14 protein-coding genes and 1 tRNA gene are annotated in these 16,816 nt (G+C 67.5%); 10 read left to right on the top strand and 5 right to left on the bottom strand.

The features are described from left to right. The 3 genes from ACK5M9_RS01795 to ACK5M9_RS01805 form a co-directional block, all read left to right on the top strand. A partial coding sequence (locus ACK5M9_RS01795; RefSeq protein ID WP_416891499.1) for an ATP-dependent helicase occupies nucleotides 1-2,008 on the top strand: 2,008 nt, incomplete at its 5' end. A 118-nt stretch (nucleotides 2,009-2,126) separates the two neighbouring features. Further along, the gene (locus ACK5M9_RS01800) at nucleotides 2,127-2,321 is read left to right on the top strand and encodes a hypothetical protein (RefSeq protein ID WP_416891500.1); all 195 of its coding nucleotides are present in this window, start codon (nucleotides 2,127-2,129) and stop codon (nucleotides 2,319-2,321) included. Nucleotides 2,322-2,466: 145 nt separating this feature from the next. Then, nucleotides 2,467-2,730: a WhiB family transcriptional regulator gene (locus tag ACK5M9_RS01805; protein ID WP_416891501.1), complete on the top strand. Its 264-nt coding sequence runs from the start codon at nucleotides 2,467-2,469 to the stop codon at nucleotides 2,728-2,730. A gap of 56 nt (nucleotides 2,731-2,786) precedes the next feature. Here ACK5M9_RS01805 and ACK5M9_RS01810 read toward each other — a convergent pair whose 3' ends face one another. Genes ACK5M9_RS01810 through ACK5M9_RS01820 form a run of 3 tightly spaced genes read right to left on the bottom strand, consistent with a single transcriptional unit; the run spans nucleotide 2,787 to nucleotide 6,573 of the window. Continuing rightward, entirely contained in the window at nucleotides 2,787-4,163 is a 1,377-nt protein-coding gene (locus ACK5M9_RS01810; protein ID WP_416891502.1) for an ABC1 kinase family protein, read from the bottom strand. 17 nt (nucleotides 4,164-4,180) lie between these two features. Then, the gene (locus ACK5M9_RS01815; RefSeq protein WP_416891503.1) at nucleotides 4,181-5,065 is read right to left on the bottom strand and encodes a TOMM precursor leader peptide-binding protein; all 885 of its coding nucleotides are present in this window, start codon (nucleotides 5,063-5,065) and stop codon (nucleotides 4,181-4,183) included. 38 nt (nucleotides 5,066-5,103) lie between these two features. Further along, entirely contained in the window at nucleotides 5,104-6,573 is a 1,470-nt protein-coding gene (locus ACK5M9_RS01820) for a zinc-dependent metalloprotease (RefSeq protein WP_416891504.1), read from the bottom strand. Between the two features lie 78 nt (nucleotides 6,574-6,651). Here ACK5M9_RS01820 and ACK5M9_RS01825 point away from each other — a divergent pair, with 78 nt between their 5' ends. The 3 genes from ACK5M9_RS01825 to ACK5M9_RS01835 all read left to right on the top strand — a co-directional run bounded on the left by ACK5M9_RS01825 (nucleotide 6,652) and on the right by ACK5M9_RS01835 (nucleotide 10,907). Further along, on the top strand, nucleotides 6,652-7,674 hold the full coding sequence (locus ACK5M9_RS01825) for a PDZ domain-containing protein (RefSeq protein WP_416891505.1): 1,023 nt from the start codon (nucleotides 6,652-6,654) through the stop codon (nucleotides 7,672-7,674). Between the two features lie 79 nt (nucleotides 7,675-7,753). Continuing rightward, on the top strand, nucleotides 7,754-10,759 hold the full coding sequence (locus tag ACK5M9_RS01830; RefSeq protein ID WP_416891506.1) for a UPF0182 family protein: 3,006 nt from the start codon (nucleotides 7,754-7,756) through the stop codon (nucleotides 10,757-10,759). A gap of 74 nt (nucleotides 10,760-10,833) precedes the next feature. Further along, nucleotides 10,834-10,907: transfer RNA gene (locus ACK5M9_RS01835), tRNA-Met, on the top strand. Between the two features lie 468 nt (nucleotides 10,908-11,375). Here the strand turns inward: ACK5M9_RS01835 and ACK5M9_RS01840 are convergent. Together ACK5M9_RS01840 and ACK5M9_RS01845 are read right to left on the bottom strand one after the other, a co-directional pair. Beyond that, on the bottom strand, nucleotides 11,376-11,978 hold the full coding sequence (locus ACK5M9_RS01840) for an RES family NAD+ phosphorylase (protein WP_416891507.1): 603 nt from the start codon (nucleotides 11,976-11,978) through the stop codon (nucleotides 11,376-11,378). Beyond that, on the bottom strand, nucleotides 11,975-12,640 hold the full coding sequence (locus tag ACK5M9_RS01845) for a hypothetical protein (RefSeq protein WP_416891508.1): 666 nt from the start codon (nucleotides 12,638-12,640) through the stop codon (nucleotides 11,975-11,977). The genes ACK5M9_RS01840 and ACK5M9_RS01845 overlap by 4 nt, the downstream gene beginning before the upstream one ends. A 172-nt stretch (nucleotides 12,641-12,812) precedes the next feature. Here ACK5M9_RS01845 and ACK5M9_RS01850 point away from each other — a divergent pair, with 172 nt between their 5' ends. The 4 genes from ACK5M9_RS01850 to ACK5M9_RS01865 all read left to right on the top strand — a co-directional run bounded on the left by ACK5M9_RS01850 (nucleotide 12,813) and on the right by ACK5M9_RS01865 (nucleotide 16,744). After that, nucleotides 12,813-13,568, top strand: coding sequence for an SCO6745 family protein (locus ACK5M9_RS01850; RefSeq protein ID WP_416891509.1), 756 nt, complete (start codon nucleotides 12,813-12,815; stop codon nucleotides 13,566-13,568). Between the two features lie 42 nt (nucleotides 13,569-13,610). Further along, the gene (locus ACK5M9_RS01855) at nucleotides 13,611-15,092 is read left to right on the top strand and encodes an MFS transporter (RefSeq protein WP_416891510.1); all 1,482 of its coding nucleotides are present in this window, start codon (nucleotides 13,611-13,613) and stop codon (nucleotides 15,090-15,092) included. A gap of 105 nt (nucleotides 15,093-15,197) precedes the next feature. Further along, nucleotides 15,198-16,046: an SDR family oxidoreductase gene (locus ACK5M9_RS01860; RefSeq protein ID WP_416891511.1), complete on the top strand. Its 849-nt coding sequence runs from the start codon at nucleotides 15,198-15,200 to the stop codon at nucleotides 16,044-16,046. A 2-nt stretch (nucleotides 16,047-16,048) separates the two neighbouring features. Then, a complete protein-coding gene (locus tag ACK5M9_RS01865; RefSeq protein ID WP_416891512.1) occupies nucleotides 16,049-16,744 on the top strand; it encodes an acetoacetate decarboxylase family protein in 696 nt (231 codons plus the stop codon). The last annotated feature ends 72 nt before the right edge of the window (nucleotides 16,745-16,816 follow it).

The raw sequence follows: 16,816 nt of genomic DNA on the forward strand, positions 1-16,816 counted from the left end.
AACCCGCACCATCACCCACCGCATCGCCCAACTGGTCGCCGGCGGTCATGTCGCGGCCGGGCAGGTGCTGGCGGTGACGTTCACTCAGCGCGCGGCCGGGGAGATGCGCTCTCGGCTGCGCCTACTGGAGGCCGGGGGGCAGTCCGGCGGCGGAATAGGCTCCGTGCAGGCGCTGACGTTTCACGCCGCCGCGCATCGCCAGCTGCGCTACTTCTGGCCGCGGGTGGTCGGCAACACCCGCTGGGAACTGCTGGACTCCAAGTTCTCGGTGGTGGCCAGGGCCGCCGGCCGCTGCCGGCTCAACGTCAGCACCGACGACATCCGCGATCTGGTGGGTGAGATCGAATGGGCCAAGGCGTCGTTGATCGGACCCGAGGAGTACCCGGCCGCGGTGGCCGCCGCGCGCCGGGACACCCCGCTGGATGCCGGGAAAACCGCGGCCGTCTACCACGCCTACGAGGCGCTGAAGGTCCGCGATGAGGCCGTCGCGCTGCTCGACTTCGACGATTTGCTGCTGCATACCGCCGGGGCGATCGAAAACGACGCCTCGGTGGCCGAAGAATTCCGGGACCGCTACCGGTGCTTTGTCGTCGACGAATACCAGGACGTCACCCCGCTGCAACAGCGGGTGTTGTCGGCCTGGCTGGGCGACCGGGACGACCTGACGGTCGTCGGTGACGCCAACCAGACCATCTACTCGTTCACCGGAGCCTCGCCGCGCTTCCTGCTCGACTTCTCGCGGCGCTTCCCCGACGCCACGGTCGTGCGGCTGGAACGCGACTATCGGTCCACCCCGCAGGTGGTCACCCTGGCAAACCAGGTGATCGCCGCCGCGCGCGGCCGGGTCGCGGGCAGCAGATTGCAGTTGATCGGCCAGCGTGAGCCGGGGCCGGCGCCGGTGTTCGCCGAGCATCCCGACGAGCCGGCCGAGGCCGCCGCCGTCGCCGCGTTGATCGCCGAGTTGATCGAATCCGGTACGGCGCCGTCGGAAATCGCCGTCCTCTACCGGGTCAACGCGCAGTCCGAAGTGTATGAGGCGGCGCTGGCCGACGCCGGGATCGCCTATCAGGTGCGCGGTGGCGAAGGGTTCTTCAACCGGCAGGAGATCAAGCAGGCCCTGGTGGCGTTGAACCGGGCGGCGGAGCGCGTGTCCCAGCCGGGCGGCGAAGGCCCGCTGCCTGACGTGGTCCGGGCCATCCTGGAGCCACTGGGGTTGACGGCCGAGGAACCCGCCGGCACCCGGGCCCGCGAGCGCTGGGAGGCCCTGTCGGCGCTGGCCGAGCTGGTCGACGACGAGGTCGCCCAGCAGCCCGACCTGCGACTTCCCGGGTTGGTCGCCGAATTGCGGACGCGGGCCGACTCGCGCCATCCGCCGGTGGTGCAGGGCGTCACCCTGGCGTCGCTGCATGCCGCGAAGGGCCTGGAATGGGACGCGGTGTTCCTGGTCGGGCTGGTCGACGGCACGTTACCCATCTCGCACGCGCTGGCCCATGGTCCCGACAGCGAGCGCGTCGAGGAGGAGCGCCGACTGCTCTATGTCGGCATTACCCGCGCTCGGGTGACGTTGACGCTCAGCTGGGCGCTGGCTCGCGCGGCAGGCGGGCGCCAAAGCCGCAAACCGTCGCGATTCCTCAACGGCCTGGCGGCCCAGACGCGCACCGCGCCGAGGCCGGCCAAGTCACGGCGAAAAAAGGGTCCGTCGCGGTGCCGGGTCTGCAACAAGGACCTGACCAGCCCGGCGGCCATCATGCTCCGTCGCTGTACGACGTGTGCCGGTGACGTCGACGAGGACCTGCTGTTGGCGCTCAAGGCGTGGCGGTTGGACGTCGCCAAGGAGCAGAAGGTGGCGCCCTTCATCGTGTTCAGCGACAACACCCTGGTGGCGATCGCCGAGACATTGCCCGCCGACGACGACGCACTGATCGCGATCCCCGGCATCGGCGCCACCAAGCTCGGGCTGTACGGATCGCAGGTGCTGGAGTTGGTGCGGCAGGCGGGCCCGCGGTGAACTCGCAGGTCAAAAAATCGTTTGGCGGCGACAGCCACCCCGCAGTACCCTCGGAACCGCACTGTGCCGATGGGCACGGAGGCTTTCAGTCAGGCGATAGCACCGGGAGGTAGCCGCGATGTTCGGCAACTGCGCGTCCAGCGTGGGCGTGGCTCCCCGCGCGGCCACCCGCGCGGCCACCCGCGCGGCCACCCGCAAGGCCACCCGCGTGGCCGGCATCGCCCATGCCGCCGGGGCGGCCGGGGTGGCTGGTGCCAAGCATCGCGCCGTCTCCGCCGCGACTGAAGCGTCCGTGGATCGGGGCTCGACATAGCGTCGTAGCAATCCCAGTCTCGCCGAATGGCCACGGACCCGAAGTCACCCGGATCCGTGGCCATAGTTTTTTCGGAGGCGAACCTCCCTGGTCCGGGTCCCCGTTATCCCAGCCGACCGCCCACCAGGAAGCAGGTGCACAGGACATGCCGGAACCGACCGTCGCCGAACCGGCGCTGCCGCCGCTGCCGTGTCACACCGGTGATCCCGACCTGTGGTTTGCCGAAATACCGGCTGACCTGGACCGTGCCAAGACGCTGTGCGCCGACTGCCCGGTCCGGCGGCGCTGCCTACAGGCTGCGCTGGATCGCGCCGAGCCGTGGGGAGTGTGGGGCGGTGAGATCTTCGAGCGGGGCGCGGTGATCAGCCGCAAGCGTCCCCGCGGACGTCCGCGTACGCGAGCTGCCTAACGATCTCCGCGAGCGTAACGTCAGTGCGATTTCCGGGGCCGGATTTCGCAGTGGCGTTACGCTCGCGGGCCGGGGTCGGCGGCTGGGGCAGCATCCGGCACAGCGTCCGGTTCGGTGAAGCCCGGGATCAGCTCCTCGGACAGGGCCCTGATGGGCACCGTGGCGTCGAGTTGACACAGGATCGCCGACACCGAGGCGATCACCCGCATCGGAATCGCCAGTTTGGGCGGCAGGTCCATCTGCCGGGCCGTCTTGATCTGGGCTACCGAGCGATCGAACTGGTCGATGGTCATCCGCTGCAGCCATTTGCGGGTGTAGTGGAACGCCTCGACCTCGATGGGTTCGACGTACTGGCGCAGCATCTCGTCGATTTCGCGCACCGACACCTGCTGGCCCTTTTGGATGAAGCCGATCTTCTCCATGGTCGGCAACAACAGGTCGTAGTTCTTGTCGCGGGCCAGCCGGATGGTCATCCCCAGTTCGACGGGGTAGCCCCCGGGCAGCGGCGCCACGGCACCGAAGTCGATGACACCCATCCGACCGTCGGGCAGCAGCATGAAGTTTCCCGGGTGGGCGTCGCCGTGCATCATCTCCAGCCGGCGCGGTGCGTCGAAGGTGAATTCGAGGAGCCGCACGCCGATCTCATTGCGCTGTTCGGGGGACCCGTGGCGGATGATTTCCGCCATCGGGACACCGGTGATCCATTCCTGGATCACCACTTTGGGTGCGCTGGCGACGACGCGCGGCACCGCGAAACGCGGGTGGCCGGCGTAGGCCTTGGCGAATGCCCGCTGGTTGTTGGCTTCCAGCCGGTAGTCCAGTTCCATCTCGGTGCGCTCGAACAGTTCGTCCAGCACGCCCTGGATGTCGGCGCCCGGTGCGAGCTGTTTGAAGATCCCCACCATGCGCTGCATGGTCTTCAGGTCGGCCCGCAGTGCCTCGTCGGCGCCCGGGTACTGGATCTTGACGGCGACCGGGCGTCCGTCGGACCACACGGCCTTGTGCACCTGGCCGATGCTGGCCGAGGCCACCGGTGCGTCGTCGAAGGAACTGAACCGCTCGCGCCATTTGGTGCCCAGTTGCGCGTCGAGCACGCGATGGACCTTGTCGGCCGGAAGGGGCGGCGCGTCCTTCTGCAGCTTGGTCAGGGCCTCGCGGTAGGGCTCGCCGAACTGTTCGGGGACCGCGGCCTCCATCACCGACAGGGCCTGGCCGACCTTCATCGCCCCGCCCTTGAGTTCGCCCAGGACGGTGAACAGCTGATTGGCGGCCTTCTCCATCATCTCGGCGTTGACGTCGTCTTTGGACTTGCCGGTCAACCGCTTGCCGAAGCCGAGCGCGGCCCGTCCGGCCATGCCGACCGGCAGGCTGGCGAGTTTGGCATTGCGTGCGGCGCGGCCGCGTTTGATCTCTGACACATACACATCATCCATGATGGACAGTGCTTTGTTTAGATTGATTTCACTTCGGTAGCGGAGGAATCACCACAGCAGGTGCATCCCGGATGTGTGGACCAGTGCCGGGCCGTGATCGTACTGGCGTTGAGATCGAATTCCAAGGTCGCGTTCAAGGCCGATGGCGGATCGGCCCGCTGCCCGCGGACCGCGGCGATCACCCGATTCACCTGGCCCAGTGCCAGCGCGGCCGTCGCCAGCAGGGTGGCCCGATCGGCCAGCCCGACGGTGTCGCGCAGCTGCGCGGCAATCGCCGGCCATGCGGGGTCGCGGTCCCGCCGGTGCAGGTCGGCGCACCTCAGGCAGCTGGTAACCCGGGGGATGACCAGCGGGCCGACCAGCCCGGTGCCGTCGCGCACCCGAACCTGCAGGTGCGGCACCCCCGCTCTGTGCAGGTCCGCCACGATGTGCGGATCGGCTGCCAGATTGTCGGTGAGCATCACCAGATCGACGGTGCCGGTGGCTACCGTTGCGTGGGGCCGGCGGCTGTGCACGACGCGTGTCCCGGAGCTGCGCAGGGCCGGTACCAGCAGGTCCGACAGCGGCCCCTGGCCGTGTACCCGGATCGAGGCGGCGCGCCCCCGGGCGTTGCGCTCGCCACCGGTGGCCACGCCCGCGTCGATCAACTGGGTGACCAGATCCCTCAGATCGTCGGAGCATACCGACCCGCGGCCGGAGGATTGCCGCACCAGCTCGGCGATGGAGGTGGGCGACCGCATGGACCGCAGCACCGCCGCCAGGTCGGCCGGAGTCAGCCCGTCGGGCGGGTGGACCAGGACCGCCCGGGTGGGATTCCAGCCCACCTGCACCGCGCCGTCGGGCCGCATCAGCACCGGCATGGCTGGATCCAGCGTGAACAGGCAGGGTGCGGGTCGCGCCATGAGGTGTCAGGGTGCCACGTCCCCGGTACCCCGGGTAGTCAGTTGTCCCCAGGTATTCCGCCATCCCCGGTGGCCCGGCCGTCGGAGCCGTCGGAGCCGTCGGTGCCGACGGCGTCCTGGTCACCGGCGTCGCGGATTTCGCGGTCGAGCGCGGCGATCGCTTCGTCGATTCCGCAGGTGTCCCCGCCGATCACCCGGTCGATGAAGCCGGCCGGATTGTCCAGGTCGTCGGCTCCTGGCAGCAGGTCCGGGTGCTGCCAGACCCGGTCGCGGACGTCCATGCCGCCGGCCTGGGTCAACCGCTCCCACAGTGCGCCGGCTTCGCGCAGTTTGCGCGGCCGCAGCTCCAGCCCGACCAGGGTGGCGAAGGTCTGTTCGGCGGGGCCTCCGCCGGCCCGCCGCCGACGCAACGTCTCGCTGAGCGCGGCTTCGCCGGGCAGCCGGTCGCCCAGTGCCGCGGTCACCACCACCTGCACCCAGCCTTCGATGAGGGCCAGCAGCGTTTCGAGCCGGGTGAGGGCCTGTGTCTGCGCGGGGGTGGCCTTGGGCTCGAACACTCCTTCGCCGATCAGTTGTTCCATCGCGGCAGGATCGGTCAGCGAGGCCGGGTTGAAGTCCCGGGCCAGTTCCTCGATCCCGGTCATGTCGATCTGCATGCCTTCGGCGTAGGCCTCGACGGCCCCGAGCAGCGGGCTGGACAGCCAGGGGACGTGGCTGAACAGCCGGTGGTGGGCGGCCTCGCGGGCGGCCAGGAACGTGAGGACCTCGCTGCGGGGCTGTTCGAGGCCGGACGCGAACGACTCCACCGCCTCCGGCAGGATCGCGGCCACACCCTTGGGGCCCAATGGCAGGCCGATGTCGGTCGAGGTCAGCACCTCGCGGGACAGCCGGCCCAGCGCCTGGCCCAGCTGGGAGCCGAAGGCCATGCCACCCATCTGCGACATCACCTGCATGAGCGGGCCCGCCATGGCCTTGGCTTCCTCGGGCAGCGCGGAGGCCCACACCGACGAAATCTGCCGGGCCATCGGGTCGCACAGCCGCTTCCAGGTGTCCAGGGAGTTGTCCACCCAGTCGCCGGGACTCCAGCCGGCCGCCTGGGTGCTGCCGGCCGGTAGGGCAGTCGCTCCGTTGAGCCAGGTTTCGGCCAGATGGACCGCGTCGGATATCGCCGAGTTGGTGGCGCTGGAGATCGGTGCGACGAAACCGATTGAGCTGGAAGCGACCTGGCGCGCCAGGTTGTAGTTGACCGGCCCGGCATCCTTGACGGAGGCCATCGCCGAGCCTACGCCGCCGAACATCTCGCCCAGTTGGGTGAACAACTGCCCGAGGTTGGCCATGCTGAACTCGCCGCCGGTGTCGAATGCGCCGCCGAAACCGAATGGGTCGGCGCCGGATCCGGATTCCGGATCCTTCTTCCCCTGCCGGCCGGGATCGGGCGAGTCGGGATCTGGGTCGTCTCCGGTGGAGAAGCCGAAGGGCGGGTCAGCCATGACGTCAACGGTACTCACAGCCGAAGCCGGGTGCGCGGTGCGTCGCCATGCCCGTGGCTGGGCTTGTTGTCGGGGCAGCCTATTAGTGTGGTCGGCGTGAACAGGCGGATTCTGACCTTGCTGGTCGCGCTCGTCCCCATCGTGGTGTTCGGCGTCCTGCTGGCAGTGGTGACGGTTCCGTTTGTGTCGCTGGGCCCGGGCCCGACCTTCGACACCCTCGGTGAGGTCGACGGCAAACAGGTGGTGCAGATCGAGGGGACCGAAACCCATCCCACCACCGGGCACCTCAATATGACGACGGTGTCCCAGCGCGACGGGTTGAGTTTGGGCGAGGCGATCACGCTGTGGATTTCCGGTCAGGAGCAGCTGGTACCGCGCGACCTCGTCTACCCGCCGGGCAAGTCGCGCGACGAGGTCGACAAGGCCAACGACGCCGACTTCAAGAACTCCGAGGACAGCGCCGAGTACGCCGCCCTGGGTTACCTGAAGTACCCCGAGGCGGTGACGGTGGCCTCGGTCTCCGATGAGGGCCCCTCGTCGGGGAAGCTCAAGCCCGGTGATGCCATCGACGCGGTCGACCGCCAGCCGGTTGCCGACATCGAGCAGTTCACCACCTTGCTGAAGGGCACCAAGCCCGGCCAGGTCGTCACCATCGACTACCGCCGTAAGAACGAGCCGGCGGGTGTGGCCGAGATCACCCTGGGCAGCAACGAGGACCGTGACTACGGCTTCATGGGCGTTGCCGTGCTGAATGCCCCGTGGGCGCCGTTCGAGGTGGATTTCAACCTGGCGAACATCGGCGGCCCGTCGGCCGGTTTGATGTTCAGCCTGGCCGTGGTCGACAAGCTCACCAGTGGCGACCTTGTCGGTTCGACGTTCGTGGCGGGGACCGGCACCATCAATGTCGACGGCAAGATCGGCCCGATCGGCGGTATCACCCACAAGATGGCTGCCGCCCGCGCCGCCGGCGCGACGGTGTTCCTGGTGCCGGCGAAGAACTGCTACGAGGCGGTCTCCGATATTCCTTCCGGATTGAATCTGGTGAAGGTCGAAACGCTGGATTCCGCGGTGGATGCGCTGCATGCCATGACCTCGGGGGCGGCGATGCCGAGCTGCTAGCGCCGCGCGGGCACCGTGTTCGCCCCGCGGCGATGCGTACAGTTGGAAACGTCGGAAAATGAGCAGGGGAGCGTAGCAAGTGGGAATGCGGCCGGCCGCAAGGATGCCGAAGCTGACTCCGCGTGGCCGGATTCTGATGGTGATCTCGCTCGCCATGATCGTGTTGCTGCTCTTCGGCCCGCGGCTGATCGACACCTACGTGGACTGGCTGTGGTTCGGTGAGCTCGGCTATCGCTCGGTGTTCACCACCGTGGTGGTCACCCGGCTGGTGGTGTTCCTGGTGGCCGGGCTGCTGGTCGGTGGCATCGTGTTCGCCGGGTTCGCCCTGGCCTACCGCGCCCGCCCGGTGTTCGTCCCGAGCAGCGACAACGATCCGGTGGCCCGATACCGCGTCGCGGTGTTGAGCCGACTGCGGTTGGTGGCCGGCGGAATCCCGGTGGCCATCGGACTGCTGGCCGGGCTGGTCGCGCAGGGCTACTGGGTGCGGATCCAACTGTTCCTGCACGGGGGCGACTTCGGTGTCAGCGATCCGCAATTCGGCAGGGATCTGGGGTTCTACGCCTTCGACCTACCGTTCTACCGGCTGGTGCTCGCCTACCTGTTCGTCTCGGTCTTCCTGGCATTCCTGGCGAATCTGTTGACGCACTACCTCTTCGGCGGTATCCGGCTGACGGCGCAGGCCAATGTGCTGAGCCGCGCGGCGCGCGTCCAGCTGATCACACTGGTCGGGCTGGTGGTGGTGCTCAAGGCCGTCGCATACTGGCTGGATCGCTACGAGTTGCTGTCCCACACCCGCGGGGGCAAACCGTTCACCGGCGCGGGTTACACCGACATCAACGCGGTGCTGCCGGCGAAACTGATCTTGCTGGCCATCGCACTGATCTGCGCGGTCGCGGTGTTCTCGGCGATAGTGCTGCGGGATTTGCGGATTCCGGTGATCGGGCTGGTGCTGCTGCTGCTGTCATCGCTGATCGTGGGGGCGGGCTGGCCGCTGATTGTCGAACAGATCAGCGTCAAGCCCAATGCGGCGCAGAAGGAAAGCGAGTACATCAGCCGCAGTATCGTGGCCACCCGGCGGGCCTACGGACTGACACCGGACCTGGTGACCTACCGCAACTACAGCGGTGACGGCCGGGCAACGGCGCAGCAGGTCGCGTCCGACCGGGCGACCACGTCGAATATCCGGCTGCTGGATCCCACCATCGTCAGCCCGGCTTTCACGCAGTTCCAGCAGGGCAAGAACTTCTACTATTTCCCCGACCAGTTGTCCATCGACCGGTATGTGGACGGTCGCGGGAACCTGCGCGACTACGTCGTCGCCGCCCGCGAGCTCAACCCGGCCCGGCTGATCGACAATCAGCGCGACTGGATCAACCGGCACACCGTCTACACGCACGGTAACGGCTTCATCGCCTCACCGGCCAACACCGTGCGCGGCATCGCCAACGATCCGAACCAGAATGGCGGCTACCCGCAGTTCCTGGTCAACGTCGTCGGGGCCAACGGCAGCATTGTCTCCGACGGGCCGGCGCGGCTGGACCAGCCGCGAATCTATTACGGGCCGGTCATCGCCAGCGCGTCGGCCGACTACGCGATCGTCGGCAGGACCGGCGCCGACCGCGAATACGACTACGAGACCAGCGTCGAGACGAAGAACTACACCTACACCGGCAGCGGAGGCGTTCCGGTCGGCAGCTGGCTGGCCCGCGGTGTGTTCGCCGCCAAGTTCGCCGAGCGAAACTTCTTGTTCTCCAACGTGATCGGGTCCGACAGCAAGATCCTGTTCAACCGCGACCCGGCGGAGCGGGTGGAGGCGGTGGCGCCGTGGCTGACCACCGACAGTGCGGTGTATCCCGCGATCGTCGACAAGCGGATGGTGTGGGTCATCGACGGCTACACGACCCTGGACAACTACCCCTACTCCCAGCTCACCTCGCTGTCCTCGGCGACACTGGACTCCAACGAGGTGGCATTCAACCGGCTGATTCCCGACAAGAAGGTCTCCTACATCCGCAACTCGGTCAAGGCGACGGTGGACGCCTACGACGGCACCGTGCGGCTCTACCAGCAGGACGAGACCGACCCGGTCCTCAAGGCCTGGATGCGGGTGTTCCCCGGTACGGTCAGGCCCAAGAGCGACATCACACCCGAACTCGCCGAACATCTGCGCTATCCCGAGGATCTGTTCAAGGTGCAGCGCATGCTGCTGGCCAAATACCACGTCAACGACCCGGTGACGTTCTTCTCCACCTCGGACTTCTGGGACGTGCCGCTGGATCCGAACCCGACCGCCAGCAGCTTTCAGCCGCCCTACTACATCGTCGCGAAAAACATTGCCAAAAACGATAATTCGGCGTCCTACCAGCTGATCAGCGCGATGAACCGGTTCAAGCGGGACTATCTCGCGGCCTACATCAGCGCCAGCTCCGATCCCGCGACGTACGGCAGGATCACCGTGCTGACCATCCCGGGCCAGGTCAACGGCCCGAAACTGGCCAACAACGCGATCACCACCGATCCCGCGGTGTCCCAGGACCTCGGTGTGATCGGCCGCGACAACCAGAACCGCATCAAGTGGGGGAATCTGCTCACACTGCCGGTGGGCCAGGGCGGTCTGCTGTATGTCGAGCCCGTCTACGCGTCTCCGGGCTCCAGTGACGCGGCGTCGTCGTATCCGCGACTGATCCGGGTGGCGATGATGTACAACGACAAGATCGGCTACGGCCCGACGGTCGGTGACGCCCTCACCGGGCTGTTCGGTCCGGGCGCGGCTGCCGCGGCTACCGGAATCCAGCCCACCGAGGCCGGTGCGCAGGCAAACCGTCCGGACGAGCCGCCACCGGCGGCCGGCGCCAAGCAACCCGCCGTCGGTCCGGCGAGTCCGCCGCCGCCACTGCCGGCCGCGGTGCCCCCCGCCCCCGAGGGTTCGGCAACCCTGTCGGCGGAGAGATCCGCGGCGCTGCAGGAGATTCAGGTGGCCATCGGCCAGGCTCGGGAAGCCCAGAAGAAGGGCGACTTCGCGGCCTACGGGTCGGCGCTGCAGCGCCTCGACGAGGCCATCACCAAGTTCAACAACTCCGGGTAGCACCTGCTGCCGAAGCCCGGTGAGCACGCGATTTGGCGAGGTCCGCCGGTGTTGGGTAGCCTTGCGTTCGCCAACGCGGGGTGGAGCAGCTCGGTAGCTCGCTGGGCTCATAACCCAGAGGTCGCAGGTTCGAATCCTGTCCCCGCTACTAGGTGAAACGGCCCTCGGAGGAGACTCCGGGGGCCGTTTTCGTGGGGGTTGTGAACGTATTTGTCAATGCTCGGCCTGACTTCGGACACAGTCTCCGAGATTCTGCTTCGTTAGGCCTTTGACCTGTGGATTTGCGTGATCGGGTGGCCTTTTGGGGTACTAGGCGGGTAGATTCGCCCGGTGGCGATCCTGGCGCATCTTGGCTCGGCGCATACCGATGCTGAGCTGGGCATTCTGCTCGACCAGGCCCGAGGGATCGTTGCCGGTGGGCATGCCGCACTGGCCGAGCCCGCTTGCTCGCGAGCGTAACGCCAGGGCGAAATCCGGAGCGCAAAATCGCAACCACGTTACGCTCGCGAAGGACCCAGCATCGGCGCATCCGATCCACTCGCTGACCACCGTGGCACTATGGCCGGTCGCGGGCTGGGGGGTATTCATCCCCGCTGGCGTGGCGAGGGCCGGTCCGCTACCAGCGTGTTGCGATTGGATCGTCGAACAGGTCGTAGCTGCCGGTCGCCTTCCACTGCTCTACCGCGGTGTGCGGTGCGCCGAACCAGCGCACGTGCGCGGCCACCTCGGCCGGGGGATGTGCGCCGTCGGAAAGGTGCCCGGTCGGGACTTCCTCAGGGGTTCGGGCAGGGTCCAGGTAAGGGTTCAGAACCCGCACCCCAAAGAGGATCAGGTTGTGGGTTCCCGGTAGCGCGGCGGATGGCACGATCATTGCTGCCGCACGGCCGGTTCGAATGGTATCGGCCAATGCTTGTGTCGGGGTGTAATCGTCACCGATTAGCTCGTCAGCTGTCAGCCCGTATGTGACGCAGTCGTCGAAGTCGACCCGTATGGGGTTGTCCACGTCAATGACTGCGGTCCACAAATTCACGACGACATCATCGGGATTGCCTGTGGGGCCGAGGTTATGGCGAAGCATCTCGGCCGCTGGGCCAAGCGGATGCAGACTCAGGTACTGGACGGTTTGGCTTTTCGCGCGGTGGAAACGGCCGGCGCGCGAGCTGGGGAATGCCCACCACGGTGAGTCATACGATGCGTGACGGAATACCGTTAGTTTCATGCGGTCATGGCACGTGTGGCGGTTGCCGCTCGAAGGAGGGCCGGGTACTGCAGAGGATCATCGAGCAGGTTGATCGGCTGCTGACGCAATACTGGATGTTCCCGATCGAACCAGGCGATGACCCCTGGACCGGTAAAGGAATGGCGCAACTGATTCACCAGCTGCCCCACAACGCGGGTTCGGGCGGCGTCCTCGGCGGCAGGCTCCGCGCCGTCATGAGAGAGCCAGCGCTGAAGCTGACGAACGGAGACTCCGAGTAGCTCGGCAAAGGTCTTCTGCGGGGCGGCGAGGACTTCAGCCGTTTTGCTGAGAATGTCGCGGATCGGAGCATTGTCGCTATAGGGCTGATTCTCGACAATGTCGCGGAGCGCATGGCGGAATTGCTCGAGTGCAACGCGCAGGTCCCGACGTTGCTGCCCGTCGTTGTCGTGACGAAGTGCTTTCTCTGCTCGAAACGCCGCGGCCCACAGCGTTGTCGTCAGATATGGGTCGGCTTGGAGGCGCAACGGCGTCGCCGCGCCCAGTGTCCGCTCGAAACTGTCGACGAGTCGAGCAACCTCGTCGGGAACGGTGGTAGAGCGCTGTAGCAACTTCGTCGCGCTATTGACTCGGCCGAAAAGCGCATCGAGCTCGGATGCCGCGACGACCTCAGTCGTAGTCATGTCGTTAGTATACGACGTATCTACGCCGCACCTCTCAACGCAACCACAGCACTTCGGCGGCCCCATGCCGCCGGTGCGATACCTGCCTCCGGTGCGATACTCGGGGAGTTCACCGAGATTTACAGCGCGGCCGGATTTTCCGGCGGACAACCGACGCGAAGGAAGATTCGCCATGAGCACTGACGCCATGTTCGACGCGGCCCGCGCGGCGGGAGCGCCTATAGAGGAAGCCATCGGGCTGTTCATGCTGCACCCCGAGACGTTCGCCGAGAGCGTCGCGGCCGGCTACACCAACCCGCTGGCGGGCTACGTCGCCGGCCGGGCCGGCGTGCTGGGCGAGGCCAGCGCCGCCGCGGTCGACTCGGCGTTCGTGGTGTTCGAGCCCGCGACACTCGGTGCGCTGTGGGGCGACGGCGTTGCGGTCCACGGTGCCACCGGCGCTGCCGAACGCTACTGGGAGCAGCTGGCCGGGTTCGCCCGCCGCCACCTCACCGGCGCCGAGGGCCTGGGCCGCATCGCCGAGCTGGGGGAGAAGATCATTGCCGCGGTGCCCAACGGAGCCCTTCCGCTCTTCGCCGGCTGGCGCACGATGCCACTGGCCGACGACGCGCCCGCCCGGGCGCTGCAGGTGATGTTCGTGCTGCGGGAGATGCGGGCCGGGGTTCATTTCAACGCCCTGAACCTGTCCGGGATCAGTGCGGTGGAAGCGCACATGCTCAACAAGGGCGCCGAGTACACCAGGATGTTCGGCTGGCCGGAGCCGTTCGCCGACGGCGCGGACAAAAAGGACCTCTACAGCGAGGTCGAGCAGTGGACCAACCGCCGGATGGCGCAGATCTACACCGATGCCCTGGACGCCGGCGAGGCCGCGGAGCTCGCCCGGTTCAGTACCGCGGCGCTGGCGGCGCTGAAGGCCGATATCTCCTGACGGGGTACCGGCGGGAATGCGTCGTGAGTACCCTGCATCGGTGTGCCGACTGACCAGGAGCCGACCCCAGGCGAAGCGAGCGGTTCGATCCGCAGCCTGATCCCGGCCCGCATCGACCGGCTGCCCTGGTCGCCGTTCCACACCCGGCTGGTGGTCGCACTCGGGGTGGCCTGGGTGCTCGACGGTCTGACGATCACCGTGGCCAGCGCGGTGGCCGGAACCCTCACCGACCCCAGGACGCTGCACCTGTCGTCGGTGGCGGTCGGGCTGGTGGCGACGGTGTATCTGGCCGGCGAGGTTGTCGGCGCACTGTATTTCGGCAGCCTGTCGGACAGGCTGGGCCGGCGCAACCTGTTCATGGCCACCCTCGGGGTGTACCTGCTGGGCAGTGGCCTCACCGCGTTCACTGTGGGCAACAGCGCCGGTTGGATCGCCTTCCTCTATGCCACCCGGTTCATCGCCGGAATGGGTATCGGCGGCGAGTATGCCGCGATCAACTCCGCGATCGACGAGTTGATTCCCGCTCGCTACCGGGGCCGGGTGGACATCGCGGTCAACGGTACCTACTGGGCCGGGGCGATTCTCGGTACCCTGGGTACGTTCGTCTTTCTCAAGGTGGTCGATCTGAGCCTGGGCTGGCGGCTGTCCTTCCTGCTCGGCCCGGCACTAGCGGTGGTGATCCTGCTGGTCCGGCGCAACCTGCCGGAAAGCCCGCGCTGGCAGGTGATGAACGGCCGCGAAGCCGAAGCCGAGCAGACCATCGCCGGGATCGAGCGGGAAGTCGCGGCCACCGGGATCGAGCTGCCGACCGTCGACAACGCCGAGGCCATCGAGTTGCGGCCCGCCAAGCACATCGGCTATCTGGCGCTGACGCGGGTGTTGTTCCGGGTCTACCCCAGCCGGGCCGTGCTGAGCGCCACGCTGATGATCAGCCAGTCGTTCCTCTACAACGCCATCTTCTTCACCTACACGCTGGTGCTGAGCAGGTTCTACCACGTCCCCAAAGAGTCCGGCCCGCTGTATCTGATCGCGTTCGCCGTCGGAAACCTGTTGGGGCCGTTGACACTCGGCTACTTCTTCGACACCGTCGGCCGGCGCAGGATGATCACCGGCACCTATGTGCTGTCCGGGCTGCTGCTGGCGGTCAGCGCGGCCCTGTTCGAGGCCGGTGTGCTTAACGCCGTCACCCAGACGATCGCCTGGTGCGTGATCTTCTTCATCGCTTCTCCCGGCGCCAGTGCCGGCTATCTGACGGTGAGCGAGATCTTCCCGCTCGAGGTCCGCGCAAAGGCGATCGCGGTGTTCTTTGCGATCGCCCAGTGCTTCGGGGCCCTTGGTCCGGTCATCTACGGCGCGTTCATCGGTGACGATGCCCAGCCCTCGCCCACGCCGCTGTTCTGGGGGTACCTGCTGGGTGCGGCGGTGATGATCGCCGGCGGGGTCATCGCCTGGTTCCTGGCCGTCGACGCCGAGGGCAAGTCCCTGGAAGATATAGCGACCCCGCTGGCCGCGGCCCGGCAGTGAAGTCCGGGCGGGCTTGGGCGGGGACTGGGTGAGCGACCCCGCTGGCCGCGGCCGGAGGCTGAAGTCCGCGCAGCCGCCAGCAGCGGGTGTGACATTCTGAGCAGTATGGCCAATTTGCGCGGACGACGGGTCGCCATCACCGGTGGGGCACAGGGGATCGGCCGGGCGATCGGGGAGGCGCTGCTGGCAGCGGGCGCCACGGTGGCCCTCGGCGACGTCCAGGAAGACGCGGTCAAGCAGACGGCCACCGAATTGGGTTCGGCAGCAACCGGTTACCGCCTCGATGTGACGGACCCAGCCGGTTTCGAGACGTTCCTGGCCATGGCTGCCGAGGACCTCGGGGGTCTTGACGTGCTGGTCAACAATGCGGGAATCATGCCGATCGGGCCGTTCCTGGAAGAGAGCCCCGACGTCACCCGGCGCACCCTGGAGATCGACGTGCTCGGGGTGATGACCGGCACCCGGTTGGCCGGAGCCCGGTTCGCCGAGCAGGGATCTGGGCACATTGTCAATATCGCCTCGGTGATGGGCACCCTGGCGTCGCCGAACGCGGCCACCTACTGCGCAGCCAAGTATGCGGTGGTCGGCTTCAGCGAGGCGCTGCGCCAGGAATGGCGGGGCAGCGGGGTGCACGTCTCGGCGATTTGTCCGGGCTTCGTGCGCACCGAGCTGATCGCGGGCATGGCGGCGCCGGGGCCACTGGAACGGTTCCTGGTGGTCAATCCCGAAAATGTCGCCTCCGCGGTGGTCTCCGAATTGGCCAACGGCGAATCCCGCACGGTGTTCGTGCCGAAGTCGGTGGGGCTGGTCGCACGGGGGACCGCTGTGATCCCGACTCGGCTCGTCGACACCGCTTTTCGGTTGACCGGGGGTACCAAGGTGACCTCGGAGTTGGATCGGGAAAAGCGGGCGGCCTATCAGGCGAAGGTCGAAGGCCGGGAGGCTCAGGGGTAGCCATGACGCGTGTGGAGTTGACCGGGCTGCCCGGGGTGTCCGAGACGGTGCTCAGCGAGGCGCTGGCGGCGACCCTGCCCGCCAACGAGGCGCCGGCGCCGTGGGAGTGCCGTTGCTCGGCGGTGCTGTGGCTGGGCCGGGGTGGGCGGGCGGCGGCCGCGGTGTTGCCGTCGGGTCTGAGGGGCGGCGGCGCGCTGGTCACCCTGGGTGCGTTCGTCCGGTATAGCGACACGCCCGTCGGCGCCTACGACGAGGTGCTGGGCATCGTGGGTTCCCGCTCCGGTGTGCGGCCCTGGGGCAATGTGGCGTTCATGTCGGTGGATTCGCCGACCAGCCTGGTGGGTGGGCGCACCAATTGGGCGATGCCCAAGACTTTGGCCCGCTTCGACGGCGAGTTGGCCGACGGTAAGCGGTTCTCCGGCAGCAGCAGCGACGGGCCATCCTGGACGGTCGGCGCCACGCCGCGGGTGACCGGTCCGGCCGTGCCGATGAAAGCCAAGGGCAGCGCGCGCCAGCAGTTCGCCGACGGGCGGATCGGCGATTCGCTGCTGAGTTTCTCCGGGCGTATCCGGCCCGCGATCGTCACCGTCGGTGTCTCCTCGGAGGGCAGACTGGCGACGTGGTTGCGTCCGGGGTTTCACATCGGCGCGTTTGTCGAGGACGCTGTGTTTACGCTGGGTGAGCCGAGGTTCGGGTAGCCCGGGGCAACTGTATCGGGTTGCGCCCCAATGTGCTTCGCGAAGTACCACACGGGGTCCGATGGGAACGGG

This window comes from Mycobacterium sp., assembly GCF_047975165.1.
Taxonomy (GTDB): Bacteria; Actinomycetota; Actinomycetes; order Mycobacteriales; family Mycobacteriaceae; genus Mycobacterium.